The sequence below is a fragment of the Streptomyces sp. NPDC042102 genome, from assembly GCF_055582305.1.
Genome location: NZ_JBVJDL010000022.1, coordinates 23,992 through 37,210, shown reverse-complemented (window position 1 = coordinate 37,210; position 13,219 = coordinate 23,992). Strand labels below are relative to the sequence as shown.

At 68.2% G+C, this 13,219-nt stretch carries 12 protein-coding genes and 1 pseudogene; 2 read left to right on the top strand and 11 right to left on the bottom strand.

Going from position 1 to position 13,219, the window contains the following annotated elements:
• Positions 1-365 precede the first annotated feature (365 nt).
• Positions 366-995: a class I SAM-dependent methyltransferase gene (locus ACZ6KO_RS34635; protein ID WP_469307951.1), complete on the bottom strand. Its 630-nt coding sequence runs from the start codon at positions 993-995 to the stop codon at positions 366-368.
• 213 nt (positions 996-1,208) lie between these two features.
• A complete protein-coding gene (locus tag ACZ6KO_RS34630; RefSeq protein ID WP_469307950.1) occupies positions 1,209-1,739 on the bottom strand; it encodes a hypothetical protein in 531 nt (176 codons plus the stop codon).
• A 136-nt stretch (positions 1,740-1,875) separates the two neighbouring features.
• Here ACZ6KO_RS34630 and ACZ6KO_RS34625 point away from each other — a divergent pair, with 136 nt between their 5' ends.
• Positions 1,876-2,124, top strand: coding sequence for a hypothetical protein (locus tag ACZ6KO_RS34625; RefSeq protein ID WP_469307949.1), 249 nt, complete (start codon positions 1,876-1,878; stop codon positions 2,122-2,124).
• A gap of 626 nt (positions 2,125-2,750) precedes the next feature.
• Here ACZ6KO_RS34625 and ACZ6KO_RS34620 read toward each other — a convergent pair.
• The 5 genes from ACZ6KO_RS34620 to ACZ6KO_RS34600 all read right to left on the bottom strand — a co-directional run bounded on the left by ACZ6KO_RS34620 (position 2,751) and on the right by ACZ6KO_RS34600 (position 7,603).
• Positions 2,751-3,050, bottom strand: a complete 300-nt coding sequence (locus ACZ6KO_RS34620) for a helix-turn-helix domain-containing protein (protein WP_469307955.1) — start codon at positions 3,048-3,050, stop codon at positions 2,751-2,753.
• An 82-nt stretch (positions 3,051-3,132) separates the two neighbouring features.
• Positions 3,133-3,987 (bottom strand): tyrosine-type recombinase/integrase, encoded by an 855-nt coding sequence (locus ACZ6KO_RS34615; protein ID WP_469307954.1) that lies wholly within the window; start codon positions 3,985-3,987, stop codon positions 3,133-3,135.
• 315 nt (positions 3,988-4,302) lie between these two features.
• Positions 4,303-4,701 (bottom strand): AAA family ATPase, encoded by a 399-nt coding sequence (locus ACZ6KO_RS34610; RefSeq protein ID WP_469307948.1) that lies wholly within the window; start codon positions 4,699-4,701, stop codon positions 4,303-4,305.
• On the bottom strand, positions 4,698-6,275 hold the full coding sequence (locus ACZ6KO_RS34605; protein ID WP_469307953.1) for a transposase: 1,578 nt from the start codon (positions 6,273-6,275) through the stop codon (positions 4,698-4,700). The genes ACZ6KO_RS34610 and ACZ6KO_RS34605 overlap by 4 nt, the downstream gene beginning before the upstream one ends.
• Before the next feature lie 1,100 nt (positions 6,276-7,375).
• Entirely contained in the window at positions 7,376-7,603 is a 228-nt protein-coding gene (locus tag ACZ6KO_RS34600; protein WP_469307947.1) for a hypothetical protein, read from the bottom strand.
• Between the two features lie 2,187 nt (positions 7,604-9,790).
• Between ACZ6KO_RS34600 and ACZ6KO_RS34595 the strand changes: the two genes are divergently transcribed.
• On the top strand, positions 9,791-10,039 hold the full coding sequence (locus ACZ6KO_RS34595; protein ID WP_469307956.1) for a hypothetical protein: 249 nt from the start codon (positions 9,791-9,793) through the stop codon (positions 10,037-10,039).
• 14 nt (positions 10,040-10,053) lie between these two features.
• Here ACZ6KO_RS34595 and ACZ6KO_RS34590 read toward each other — a convergent pair.
• From ACZ6KO_RS34590 to ACZ6KO_RS34575, 4 genes and pseudogenes are all read right to left on the bottom strand, one after another.
• Positions 10,054-10,236 (bottom strand): annotated as a pseudogene (locus tag ACZ6KO_RS34590) (hypothetical protein); the annotation flags it as partial.
• 9 nt (positions 10,237-10,245) lie between these two features.
• Positions 10,246-11,034, bottom strand: coding sequence for a hypothetical protein (locus ACZ6KO_RS34585; protein ID WP_469307946.1), 789 nt, complete (start codon positions 11,032-11,034; stop codon positions 10,246-10,248).
• 698 nt (positions 11,035-11,732) lie between these two features.
• Positions 11,733-11,912 (bottom strand): hypothetical protein, encoded by a 180-nt coding sequence (locus ACZ6KO_RS34580; RefSeq protein WP_469307945.1) that lies wholly within the window; start codon positions 11,910-11,912, stop codon positions 11,733-11,735.
• 285 nt (positions 11,913-12,197) lie between these two features.
• Positions 12,198-13,145 (bottom strand): acyl-ACP desaturase, encoded by a 948-nt coding sequence (locus ACZ6KO_RS34575; RefSeq protein ID WP_469307944.1) that lies wholly within the window; start codon positions 13,143-13,145, stop codon positions 12,198-12,200.
• Positions 13,146-13,219 lie beyond the last annotated feature (74 nt).

The following is a 13,219-nucleotide window of genomic DNA, read 5'->3' as shown; positions in this document are numbered from 1 at the left end:
CCCGCGGAGCGGGTCCCACAGCGCTGCGCGCTGTGCCAACGAACCGCCTCGCGTCGCGCGGCGGGGGCCCGCGAAGCGGGCTCAGAGCCGGCCCTCCGGGCCGGGGTCCTGCGCTGCGCTTCGGACAGTTCGGGTTCCGCTGCGCTCTACCCGAACGGGCCCGCTTCGCGGGCCCTGATGTTCCCGTGCTCCGCACGGGAAGTGACCCCGTTTCACGGGGTTAGGGCCTACGGCCCGTTGGGCGGGTCCGCTCCGCTCCCCCACCCCGGTCCTTCCGGCTCCGCCTCCAGGACCAGCCCGCTACGCGGGCGGCAGCAACAGGGGCACCGGTGTCGGGGGCGGCCGACTGCCGGCCTTGTACTCCTCTAGGGGAGGCGGGCCAGCAAGTGGGCGTCGAGGAAGCCCCGCTCAGAGGCCGGGTCGTGGAGCAGCCGGGCGAACGTGACGAGCCCGGCCCCGGCCAGCAACTCGGCGAACCGGTCCGTCGGCCAGCTATAGGCGGGCGTCACCTTGTGGTCGAAGCGGACCGGCTCCGGTCCGTCGGTCGCGAAGAACGAGACCAGGAGCAGGCCCCCTGGTGCCAGCACACGCACCTGCTCGGCGAGCAGCGCCGGCAACTCCCCCGGCGGGGTGTGGATCATCGAGTAGTGCGCCAGCACGCCGCCGAGCGAGCCGTCCTCGACCGGCAGGGCCTCCATCCGCGCCTCGTCGAACCGCAGCGCCGGATGAGCCCGCCGGGCGTGGTCCACCATGGCCGGGGAGAGATCGAGCCCGAAGGCGTCCAACCCCAGCTCGTGCAGCATGGCCGTCAGATGTCCAGGCCCGCACCCGACGTCGGCGGCCCGCAGGTTCCCCGTACCGCGCACCAGCTCGGCAAAGATGCCGATCATGTTCCGCGAGAACGGCTGCGTCTCCAGCCGATCAGCGAACATCGACGCATACAGCTCGACGACCCCGTCGTAGGCCGCCCTCGTCTCTTCCTGATGCTCCGCCACGGCAAGGAAGCTAACATCCGCACGTCGCAGCCGTCCTCTGGCCCCCTGCCGACCACACCCGTCAGGGCGCAGCCCACCCCTGATTCAAAATACTCCGCAGATGCACTCTGGAACCCCACCCGTCCACCAAACCGGACTGACGGCCACGCCAGCTCTGGTAACTGCGAGCGATGGTGGAAAGGACAGCGCCAAGTGTGACGGCCGCTCAGAGTGCTATCGGTAGTGGGAAGTTCCAGCGTAGGACATGCCCAGGGCCACGGTGAGCTGTTTGACATCGAGTTCGTCGGCGAGGGTGAGCAGCCGTGTGGAGCGCAGGATTCGTGGGAGGAGGGCGACCGGCGCGAGGCTGTCGCGGATGTGGGCCGCGCCGGCAGGGCCGGTGGTGACTCTGGTGAGCCGGGTAACCAGTACGTGCGGGTTGTGCGTATGCAGGGCGATTCGGTGGGCGAGGCAGCCTTCCAGGGCGCGCCACGTGGCGTTGTCGAGGGCGAGGTCGACGCTGCGCCCGGGGAAGCGGACCGTCTGGGTGACGGTGCTGATGTCGTCGAGGGTGAGGTGGCGGAGTTCGGTAGTGGTGGCAGCGTGGAGGAGGGCCGCCAGGCCGATGAACGCCTCGTGCGGGAGGACATCCTTGTCGGCACTCCAGCGGCGGTAGAGGGCGCGCTGCTCGTCGAGAGTGAGGGTTGGGCCCCTGAAGCCACGTGGCTGCGGGGCCTCCACTGCCGCGGCGGGATCGTGGAGCACCAATCCGGTGCGGCGGGCGTGGGAGAAAGAACTGCCGTAGCCCCGCGAGCCAGGACGCCCTGCGAGCCGGGTTGCGGGCGAGAAATACCTCCAAGTCGGTGACGCTCACGCCTGTCCAGTTGGTGCGTCCCTGCGCATGGATGTGGAGTGCCAGGTCTCGGATGGTGTCGAGGCGGATCTCGATGGTCTTGAGCTGATTCGGTCGCAGCCCGAGACGCTCGGTGTTCTCTCTCTGGGCCACCAGCGCCTCGGCGAAAGCGCGTACGGCGGGGCGCAGCGGGGCCGGGACGGCCTGGATCCGGCGCTCGCGCCGGACCGCAGCTCGCGTGTCCTGGGCGTCGGCGGGGACGTCGAGGATGCGGTGGGCGTGAAAGAAATCCGCTAGCAGCCGGCTGAGCCAGGGGCGTGTGCGACGGGTTTCGGCGAGCAGGCTGTGCGGGTCGGTGGAGCCCGTGTCGATGACGAGACGGGCCGTATGAGCGAGGGCGTCCGCGGCGTAGAAAGCGTGGCGGTGAGTCGCCAGATACACGGCGAACATCCCCCACCACGAGGGCGTGCGAGGCATCCGGCGGGCCCAGCCGGCCGCGCGGGTCTGCACCGTGTGAGGCGAGTGTTCATAGCAGCGCTTGCACATGCCCCGCGCCCACTGGGAGGGCACACCGCATCCCGAACAGGCAGCGAGCGGCTTCGCCATCGCCGGATCGGAGCACGGACGACACACTTGCCTCGCCGCCTCGAGAGTCCGCCGGCGCCCACAGCGCTGACACGGACCAAGCGCGGGCCTGCCTGCGGCCCGGCGCCGGCACGCCGCGCACATCTCCTCCTCCGAGCGCCTGCCGCCCCCGCAACCGGGACACGTCCGCAAGCACCAGGCGCACAGACCGGAGCCGGGGCGCAGCCGGCGCAGCTTCATGCAGCTGGGACAGCGGCCCTGCACGACGCCAGGAGCAGCTGCTGACATGGATCTCGAACCCGCCCAGGTAGAAGGAGGAGCAACGGACAGCCGCGGAGTCACAAGGGCGGCAGGGACCGCCTCCCGGTGACCCGCAGCGTGCTAGGCGACGGCTGCCCGCCTGACAGCCCCGCCGGTGCGGCTACCTGTGCCGGTGCCGCGGGACTGAGCACGAGGAGATCTCCAGGAGCGCAGTCCAGCGCCGCGCACAGCGCAGCCAGGGTGGACAGCTTCACCTGGGACGGCTGCTTGGTGAACAGAGCGGATACCGAGGCCGGGGACAGGTCCAGCCCCGCTCTCTCGTCAAGCAGCCGCCGCAGCTGAGTCCCGGTCCACACACCGCGTTCCGCCGCGGCCATCCGCAGCCGCCAGTGAACGCCTGGCGAGGCCGGGTCCGGGAACTGGGGTCCTGCTGAGGTCATGCCCCTCGCCTCTCTTCGGTCAGCCGGCCAGCGCGCGGACAGCGGAGTCAGTGGCGCGCTGCCAGGCGTCCTCGACGAATTTCTGCGACGGCTTCACGTACGCCATCGTCGAAGCGATATGCCGGTGCCCGAGGAGCTGCTGGACCGCGATCAGATCCATCCCGCGCTCGTACTGATGCGTCGCGCACGCCCGGCGCAGCGCATGAGGCGTGAACCGCTCGTCCCAGCCCACGCCTTCAAGATCTAGAAGCCGGGCCAAGCGATCCCGGACCGTCCCCGCCTTCAGCGCGTGACCGTCCTCATCGCAGAACAGCGCCGGACTGGCAGGAAACAGCGGCCGGACATCTTCCAGGTACCAGGCCAGGATCCGGTCCAGGCCCTCCAGCATCGGCGCCCACCGCGGCCGCGGTCCCGAGGTGTTCGCCGCCTTCCCGAACCGCACATGCAGCTTCCCCGACGGCCCGAGCCCCGGATACACATCCGCCCGGTCCAGACGCACCAGCTCACTCACCCGCACTGCCGACAGGTACGGCGTGCGCAGCATGGCGTAATCCCGCGCCGCCAACCGGTAATCGGACACGACAGCCACCTGCGAACGGACAAAGGCGAAAAACGCATCCAGCCGCTCACGGCTCGGCGGCGGACCCACCGCAGCGTCGTCACCGGCATGCCGCACACGATTGAACCGATCAAGCCCGCCGTCGCCGACCGGCACCCCGAACGCGCCACGGACCTGAGCCCCGTACCTCTGTGCGACGAAGCCATGGAAATCACGCAACATCTGCAGGTACTGCCGACGCGTACCCGCCGCCAACCCCGCCACCGCAAGAGCGTGGAGCATCTCATCCACGTCCTCGGCTTCCACGGCCCACATCGGACAGTCGAAACGCCCCAGCACCCGCGCGAGGAGAGATGTGTAACCGCGGACCGTCGTCGGAGCGAAGCCACGCACTACCCACGACCGCTCAAACGCCTCAGCGCACCCGGCCTGGAACACCCACGGATCTACCCCGACGTCCGGACCGGCCAACCCGCCTTCGACGAGGCGGAAACCGCCCCGCTCCCCCACACCCACGCCGCAACACCCCGACACTCGTCAGTTAAGGCAGCACCTGAACAAGCACACCGCCACCGACGAACCCAACGAGCCACCTCAGGAAAGGCAATCCCCGCCAGCGAAACAACCGGCTCATCCACACGCCTCGCCGTTGAGCCACTGGGCCTCGTCGACGAGGAAGGTACGGGGCCGCTCGGACAGGGCCGTCTTCAGCAGGCGGTCGAACTCGCTGGGATGGCGCGGCGGCTCACCGGGCAGGCGGAGCGTCTCGAACAGCTCGTAGCGGACCGCGCGGGCGGTCGGACGGGCCCGGAAAGTGACCCGGCAGACCTCCTCACCCCGGGTGTCCTCCAGCTCGTGCAGGCAGGTGTTGACCGCCAGGGTCTTCCCGAAGCCGGCGTTGCCGTGGATGCACATCATCGCCCGCGCGGCGACCGTGTCCGCGATGTTCTCCCGCGCTGTCAGCAGGGCCTTCGTGGTCACGATGGAGGCCTCGGGCAGGTCGACGTACTGGTACGTGGGTGCGGTCACCGCGCAGCCTCGTCCTGCCCGCTGCCGCCCGAGTGCGCTGGCCGCTCGCCCTCCTCGGGAGGCCGGGGTGCCGGCGCCTGGCGGGTGCGGGCGGCGAGGGAAGGCGGAGTGCGCCAGGTGGGCGGGGCCGCGGCCGGCGGGATCAGGTCCGGCAGCGCCAGCCTCGACAGATCCGCCCGTTCAGCCGCTGCCAACTCCACCCCGGCCTCCACCGCGGACACCGCCCCCAGGCGCTCCGGCTTCCCCGGCCGCGTTGCAGCGGCGTAGCGCTCACGCTGCGCCGCAGCGAGGTCCTTGCGCAGACGCCGGCTCCGCGCGGCCCGCGCGGTGCGGACCGCGGTGATCTGCTCCGGGCTCGCCTCGTCAGCGATAGTCGCGGGGCCCAGGTAACGGCCGGTCGTGGCGTCGAAAACCTCGATGCGGTGATCGTGGTGCGGCATGAACCGCACCCTGACCCCGGTACCCGCCAGGCCCGTCATCCACGGTCCCACGTAGTCCCGCCTGCGGAACCGGACCCCACGGGTGGAGACGACACGGATTCGTCCGTCGTCCTCCAGCGTGAACGTCCACAACTCCTCCGGGCTGACCTCCCGTACCGGAGTCGGATCCGCCTCCCAGGTCTGAAGCGGGGTCTTCCCTCCCAGCGGACCCGGCTGGTGGACGGTGTTCCACCACTCCACCCAGCCCAGCAGCCGGACGGTAAAGTCCTCGAAACCGAGCAGCAGCTCGTCCTTCGGCCGACCGGGGCGGCGGCCCGGGCGCGGCTGGCGTACATAGCCGGGCAGCGCGGCGAGGAACATAACCTCCACCGCACGGTTCAGGCCCTCGACCGTGCCCTTCAGATGCGGGGTGTAAGCAGGCAGGTCCTCCACCTCGACCACCAGCGCCCCGAACGCCGCCGCGACCGTCCTCGACAAGAAGTCCTTGCCCCGGTCCACCCGGACCCTCTCCGGTAGCCCGCCCTGCGGTCCGAACGGCTCCTCGCGCAGCACCGCCGCACGGAGCGCTGCCAGCACCGACTCCCGCGACGGATACCCGGGCGTGACCGCGACCCCCATGACCGTGTTCGTCGCGCAGTCCACGAACCACGTCACCCAAGGCCGCCGGACCGTGCCCTCAACATCGACCAGAACCGGGGCCTGGACGTGATCGGCCTCCCACACCTGATTCCGCCACCCCCGAGGCCGAGCCAGGAACACATCATGCTTCCGGGCCTCACCCTCGCCACCAGCAAGCCCAGCCCGCTCCCCCGGCGACAGATCCCGCCGGATCGCACGACGCAACGTCTGAACCGACGGCGGCGGATCCCCCTCGCCCCGAGCCGCACGAGCCGACAGCTCACGATGGACAGCGGCGACGTTCCCCTTCCACAGGCCGAGCAGAGCCCGGACCTCCGGAGTGATCATGAACCGCCCATAGTACCGGCTGCTCTCCCCCGGCACTGCGGCCCCATCCGCCGCGGCGGCCAGCCACCGCCACACCGCCCGCTCCCGCACACCGAACGTCTCACCCACCGTCCGCACATGCTGCGTGGTCAGCCTCCCCTCCCGGCGCAAGGTGAGCAACCGGCGCACCGCCGGCCCCCGCAACGCCCGCACCGACACCGCAGGCAACGCCCCACCCGAACCCCCCGAGACCGGGAACTGCACTTCCTCGTCCACCCGTCCCACACGACCAGCCCCCGACCAACCGATGGATCAGAACTCACGAAACTGAGACAGCGTCACCCCTGAAGGAATAAAGGCCAAGGACAGCGATCCAACGCCGATCTCTCACATCAAAGACAGTGACCCCGCACCCCAGAACAGTCACTGACCAGCATCAACACACCATGGCCTGCTGTCTCTCACACCACTGCCCCGAAATCGAGAGATCGCATCCAGGGTCGGCCGAACCGGCCGCGAGCGGCCCGGCGGGACGGCCGCCGCATCATCCGTCCGAGGGGCGCCGCGGGGCCGTCAAAGCCGCTGCCGGCCCCGCGTGCGGGACGGTGCCGGCATGCGTCGCCGGTCCCTGCCTCTGCTCCTCGCCGTGCTCCTCGCGGCCTGAAAGATGCGTCACCATTCCCCCCGCCCCCACCCGCCCGGTCGGGGCCTCCGCCGAGGCGGCCCCGGCGGACGACAAGCACCCCGGCGGCCCGGTGCCGGTACGGCCCGAGGCCCAGCCGGTCCTGCCCCTCTCCCGCCTACCCGAGCCCGCGCCCGGTACCTCTGCCGGTCACACTCCGGCGGACCGCAGGGCCGACGCCGAAACCGCCCCAGCCCGTTCCCGCGGCCCGCGAGGTGTCCGCCGGCCAGCGCGCCAAGCCGGCACCCCGCCAGGCCCCCGCGCCAGCCCACGTGCGGCGGGCAGGGACAGGAGGAGAGCAGCGGTCACCGCGGTAGCGGCCCGCACGATCATGATCATCACGCGGTCGATCGACCGGCCACCCCCCGCCCCCACACAGGCCCCCGAGCGGCAATTCATCCGGCGCGGCCCGACGGTCGGGCTGCGCGGGTGTGCAATGGCCTTTGCGTACGCGTAGGCGGCTTGTGCGGAGGGCGCCGCAGCGAGGTCGGCACCCGGCACGCGAAAGGGCCGCCACCCCATAAGGGGGGCGGCCCTGCTCCCCGCGTCGGCGGTCCGCGCGTGGCCGGCCAGGCGGTCGCGGTCAGCGGAAGCGCTCATGTGCCGTCTACTTGGAAACGCCGAGGGCGCTCGCGATCTCCTCCCAGGAGTAATCGGCCCTGGCCGTGCGCACGGCTTCGTCCTGCCAGGTGTCAGCCAACCAGCCCGAGACGGTCGCGGCGTACACGGCGGCCAGCGGGCGGGTGTTGTCTGCAGCGCCCGGCTCGGGAGGGGTCGTTCGTTCTGCACTCACGCCGACGGCCAGGTCGTCATCCGATCGCTGCCGATCCTGCAAAGGCTCACTGTTCGCCGGTATAAATGTGCACCCAAGTCGGTTTGCTCTGGACATCAATCAGAGCCCTAATGCACAGCCTTGGCTCCGGGCCTTGGCTTTCGAAGGGCGTAACGGTGACGCGTGCCTCGAACACGACCTCCGGCACCCCAGGAGAGCTCTTAGCATGGTCCTTGGTCTCCTCCAGGATGGCCTGGCACAAGCGCCGGCCAAATGACTCGAAGTTGTGCACGCCCGCCAAGTGGTCTTCGATGTACTTCGGATCGAGCCCTACCATGCGCCCTCGCTTTCAGGTCAGAATCCGGAGAGACTCTCAGAGGTCAGGATCTCGGAAAGCCTAGCAATTGAGCGAAAACACCACCCTGGGAAACTTAACGCGTTCTCATCTCTCACCCATATAGAGCATCGCCATCCGTCTTCCGGGCCTTATGTACACCACCGAGGAACCTCCTGCACCCCGCGGGCGATCACGGGGTGCAGAGCATCTCCGCCGCCCAGCCTCGGCAGGAGCTGCTCCTCGTCGGTGAATTCGCCTCCCGCCCTGCCGCGGGCGGGCGCTGCGCAGATCGAGAGAGCGAGTGCTTCGCGCCGCCTCAGCGGAGGCCACCTTCGCGGACAGGGGAGCGGGCCTGCAGTCGGAGCCCTTCGCTTTGCCTTTGACGGTCCGGCCTGCAGGGCGCAGTGTCGAGGGACGGCGGAGGAAAATCGTGGCGACCGGTTACTTCACGACCTTCCGCAACGCCGCCCTTAGAGCAGGCCCGCTTCCCCACCTTGACCTTCCGGCTTCACCTTCAGGCTGAAAGCTTGCACATCCAGATGCCGCGTATTCCGTTACTGTTCGCGGATGTAGATGGTCACCCAAGTCGCTCGGCTCTCGCATTCAACCAAGACCCTGAGGGACAGCCTTGACGTCGGGCCGTGGCTTTCGACGGGCTTAACGGTGACTCTTACAGGGAACACGACCTCCGGCTTCCCAGGAGAGTTCTTAACCTGCTCCTTGGTCTCCTCCAGGACAGCCTGACATACGTTACGGCCAAACGACTCGAAGTTATGCACGCCTGCCAAGTGGTCTTCGATGTACTTCGGATCGAGCCCTACCATGCGCCCTCGCTTTCAGGTCAGAATCCGGAGAGACTCTCAGAGGTCAGGATCTTGAAAATCCTAGCAACTGAGCAAAAACGCCACCCTGAAGAACCTAACGTGTTCACAACTCTCACCCATATAGAGCATCCCCATCTACCACCAGGCCCCACTTGAGCTTGGTAGCCATCGGAAAGCAACACCTCGTGGCAGGTATGGCAACCGTCATCAGACAGATCGGAAGACACCCCGGCCTACGGTGATGAGGATCTCTGAAAACGGCTCTGACCGGAGTTCCGTGAAGCCCCGGTTCGCCCGGCCCCGGCCACAGCAGATGACCGGTTTTGGGATCACCAATGCGTCTATCCGGGTCGCTTCTGAACGTCCCTCGGGCGAGAGACGCGCGGTGGGGGTAGGTCGTCTTGCGCAAGGTGACCTTGGGATCCATGAGGAGATCAGCTATGTACGCAGTGATTCGGCGTTACGAAGGGGTGGCTGACCCTGCCGAGGCGGGACGCCGAGTGGACGAGGGATTCGTGCCTCTCCTCCGGCAGGTCCCTGGTTTCGTGGCTTACTACTGGATCGACGCCGGGGATGGGGTGATGGTCTCCACCAGCGTCTTCGAAGACCAAGCCGGGGCCGAAGAGTCGATCAAAAGAGCAGCGGACTTCGTCCGGGACAACCTCGCGTCACTACTCCCCAACCGTCCTCAGGTCACGGCCGGCCAGGTTGTGGCTGCTGGGTAGTGACCTGCGGAGTGGCCGTCGATTCCAAGTACCGCCCATTCCGACGACCTGGCCTTTCACGAAACTCCGACCAGAGCCGTTTTCAAAGATCCTCATCACCACGCTGCGAGAGGTTCACCGCCGGCGTCCACGTCGGGTTCCTTTCGCTATCGGGCCCCGGGGATTAGGTTTGCGGGGTAGTCCAGCCATGCTGTCCGGCCGTCGGTCCCACGGTAACGCCGAAGCGGTCGATGTCGGGGCTGTCTTGCGCTTCCCACCATTCGCAGGCGGCTTCGACGGCATCCCACAGGTTGCGTCGGCCGTGCTGATAGACGACGCCGGGACATGCTCGTGCGGCCAGCGTACGGCTGCCCAGGAGCGGTCGGTGAGGCTGTACCACCAAGCAGCCGGAGCACCGTCGGTGTCGATGTGGGTGGTGTACGCGATCTGGGCAACGGCGAGGCTGATGGCGTGGTGGGCGTCCGCGAGCTGGCCGGGCTGCACGACCGTCCCGCTGGGCGCCGGCCACTGCGTGACGTACGCGGTTGCGTCGGGCCACACGGTGCGCTGGGAGGGCGCCTTCATGAACTCCACCGCCGCAACGAGGGGGCCGCTCGCAGTGCCGCCGGCATGAACCGAGAGGCGGGCGACGGCGTCGCGGCTGCTGTAGTGCGTGCCGTAGGGGGCGACGATGACCCCGCCAGGCCGTACCTGCTGCAGCCAGGCGCGGGGGATGGTGCGTACGCCGAAGGTGCACAGCAGCCGGTCGTACGGGGCGTGGTCGGGGTGTCCGGCGAGAGCATCGCCGGTTGATGAGGATCTGCGAAACAACGAGCCTCATCAAGGTGAGGGGAGTTCCGTCAAGACTGCTGAGGGCTGGGCTTGGAGGAGCTGTCCGGCGAAGCTGTGCTGGAAGGGTGCGAGGTCTGTGTCCTTCTCTAGGTGCAGCCATCCCTTGGGCAGCGGGGTGGTCGCACCAGAGGGGGGTTCTGAGCCTTCGGGAGCGAAGTACATCTCGACAGGCTCTTCCCAGGTTGTCATCGGCAGGGCGACCTGCTCGTCGAAGACTTCCTGTCGGAGTTGCAGAAGGCCGTCTTGCCGAAGGACTCGGATGTAGTTAAGGAGCTCGATCGTTCCGACCATGGCCCAAGCGACCAGGGGCACCGCTGCGCGGAAGCGGTCTCGTAGTCCGAAGGGGTCGCCTTCCTTGCGTCGCTCCATGTCATGGTGAACGACGTCCCCGTAGATCCATGCCATAGCCAGCGTATGCGCGTCGAGGTTGTGGTTCTGGCCCGTGGCCATGTCGGTGAGCAGGATCCGGTAGGCGGCTTGAGAACTTGTGGAGGGGGCTACCCGGGCCCGCCACTCGGCACGCGCCGCGCGCACCCACTCCGCGTCGCGTGGGGAGTTACGACAGGCGTAGCCGAGTGCGTTCAGCGCCTTCATGTAGAAGCAGAGCTCGTTCTCCAGGAGGATCGGACGGATCCGGGCTGCGGCGGACTCGACTAGCTCCTCGGCGGGCAGCTCGTAGCGGATCCATGTCTGATCCTTGTCGCGGCGGACGCCGATCTGCATGCGGGTCAGCGCCACTAGTGCATCCCAGTCCGCGGCCAGTGAGTGCTCCTCCACGCGGCGAGCACGTACCACGAACACCTCGAGCCGACGCTGGTGTGCCTCTTCAAGGTTGTCTGGCCGACCGCTTCCCACATGTCCCCCTCAGATCGACAACAGCATGACGCGGTCCTCCCCCGCACATCCACACAATTCCGCCTGCCGCTACGACGCAGAAATTCACTCCCCCGCTCCGGCAGGCTCGAGAGGGATCCGGAATCGCCGGTGGGCGGACGACCGGCACCGCCACTATGCCTACGCGGGGCAGGCTCTCGGGGTGCACCGCTGAAGCACGTCGTGCCAGGGGGACCTGACACGGGGACGCCATCGGACGGTGAGCGGTCCAAGAGTCCAAGAGTGCCTCGGCTGCCAGCAGCCGAACCCCCGAGCAGCGCGGCGGCTGGCGGACATCGCGTAGCGGCGGGCCGCCATGCCGTGATCAAGAGTCTCGCCGTTGCCCGGCCCGGTCGGGCCAGGCAACGGCGGCCTGCCGTGCGGCGTACCGGACACGCGCGGCGCGGGACGATCTCTCCTGCCCGGGACATCACCACTCCATGATCCACAACGCAAGATCACTTTGACGACAGACCCTAGCCGCCCGGCCCCCATCGGGCAGCCCCGACGACCACAGCAGACACCCACCACACCCGCACACCAGCCAGCCAACCTGGACACACAGCTCAGAGGACCAGCACAGGCACTACATCAATGGCCGATCATAGTTCGGCCATTGCGGTCTTGAGCAGGCGGTCGAATTCGCTGGGGTGGCGTGGTGGTTCGCCGGGCAGGCCGAGCGCGGTGAACAGTTCGTAGCGCACCGCGCGGGCGGTGGGCCGGGCACGGAAGGTGATCTTGTGGATGTCCTCGCCGGGTTCCAGTGCGACCGAGCAGGGCACACGCGACCGGCGCGACGCCGCTGGCTCCCCGAGCTGGGCGTGGACCGGGCCCGGACATGACGTGGGAGTCAATTTCCCCACCGGATTGCGCAGTGGGCACGCGTGAATGCGCACCCCACGCGCAATCCAGGGCCCGGCCCTGGCCAAGGGACCCGGGGCCTGGCCGACCGCCGGGACCGCGGACGGCTCGACGGCGGGCACCGGGCCCGACCCTCGCACGCCGCATCCGGCGCGAAACGCCGGGCGGCGGAGGCCAAAGGATCTGCAGGAAAAGGCCTGGCTCTCTCAACGCAACGGTGAGATGAGCGCGGATGCTGTGGAAAGGTCAAGGGAGGAAAAGCGCCGTGCACGTGTCTCGGACCGGTCGAGAACGGCGGACAACCTCTCGCGCGCCTGCTCCCCATCCGCGCTCAGCCCGCACAGGTCAAACACACCGAGGAAGCGCATCACTGGCATAAGCACTTCCTCGTGGTGGCACGCGGGCGTGTAGATGCCGGAGCGCACCATCGAGAGGGCCAACGCGGTGAATCCGGGTGCACCGTGACCGGGTGAACGGAAGGACTCCACCACATCGGCGCAGGCCCGCAAGGCCTGGTCTGGCCGGAGCTTCACCGCTTCTGTCAACACGGAGCGGTAGAAGAGCATATGGCGGTTCTCGTCCTGGGCGATCCGCTGCAAGAGCGCCTCGCAGGCATAGTCACCGCATACGCGTCGGATGTTGCGGTACGAGACGCGAGTGGCGAGTTCTTGCAGCGTCACGTAGATGAGCGATGCGAGGACGTCTCCGCGGTAGTCGATGTCGTAGCCGCGTTCGGCGTGCTGACGCCGCGCATCTTCCAGCGCTACAGGATCGGCGCTGCGGGTGACCAGCAGATAGTCACGGATGGCCAGTCCATGGCGCCCCTCCTCGGCCGTCCACCGGTTGACCCACGTGCCCCATGCACCGTCTCTGCCGAACAGCTCTGTGACCACCCGGTGATAACTGGGCAGGTTGTCCTCGCTCAGCAGGTTGTGGATGAGCCCATCGCGAGCGGCCGTGTTGAGCCTGGACTGTCCGGCCTGCCACTCCTCTCCGGCCAGAACACCGTCAAAGTTCGTCCCCTCGCTCCATGGCACGAAGGCGTGCGGGTACCACTCCTCCGCATGCCGCAGGTGGTCGTCCAGGGCTCGGGCGGCAATGGGCTCAAGATCATTGAGAAGGCTGCAATCATCATGGAGGGAATCCGAGGTCACATTTTCTCTGTGCACGCTAAATACGCCCCAATGGGTGATGCGACATCTCTTCGGATGGACGCGGATTCGCCGCG

Bases quoted from the DNA above. Each gene is read 5' to 3' on its own strand.
- ACZ6KO_RS34620 (WP_469307955.1), bottom strand. From the start codon at position 3,050: ATGGCCGCGGCGGAACGCGGTGTGTGGACCGGGACTCAGCTGCGGCGG.
- ACZ6KO_RS34615 (WP_469307954.1), bottom strand. From the start codon at position 3,987: ATGTGGGCCGTGGAAGCCGAGGACGTGGATGAGATGCTCCACGCTCTT.
- ACZ6KO_RS34625 (WP_469307949.1), top strand. From the start codon at position 1,876: ATGGATGTGGAGTGCCAGGTCTCGGATGGTGTCGAGGCGGATCTCGAT.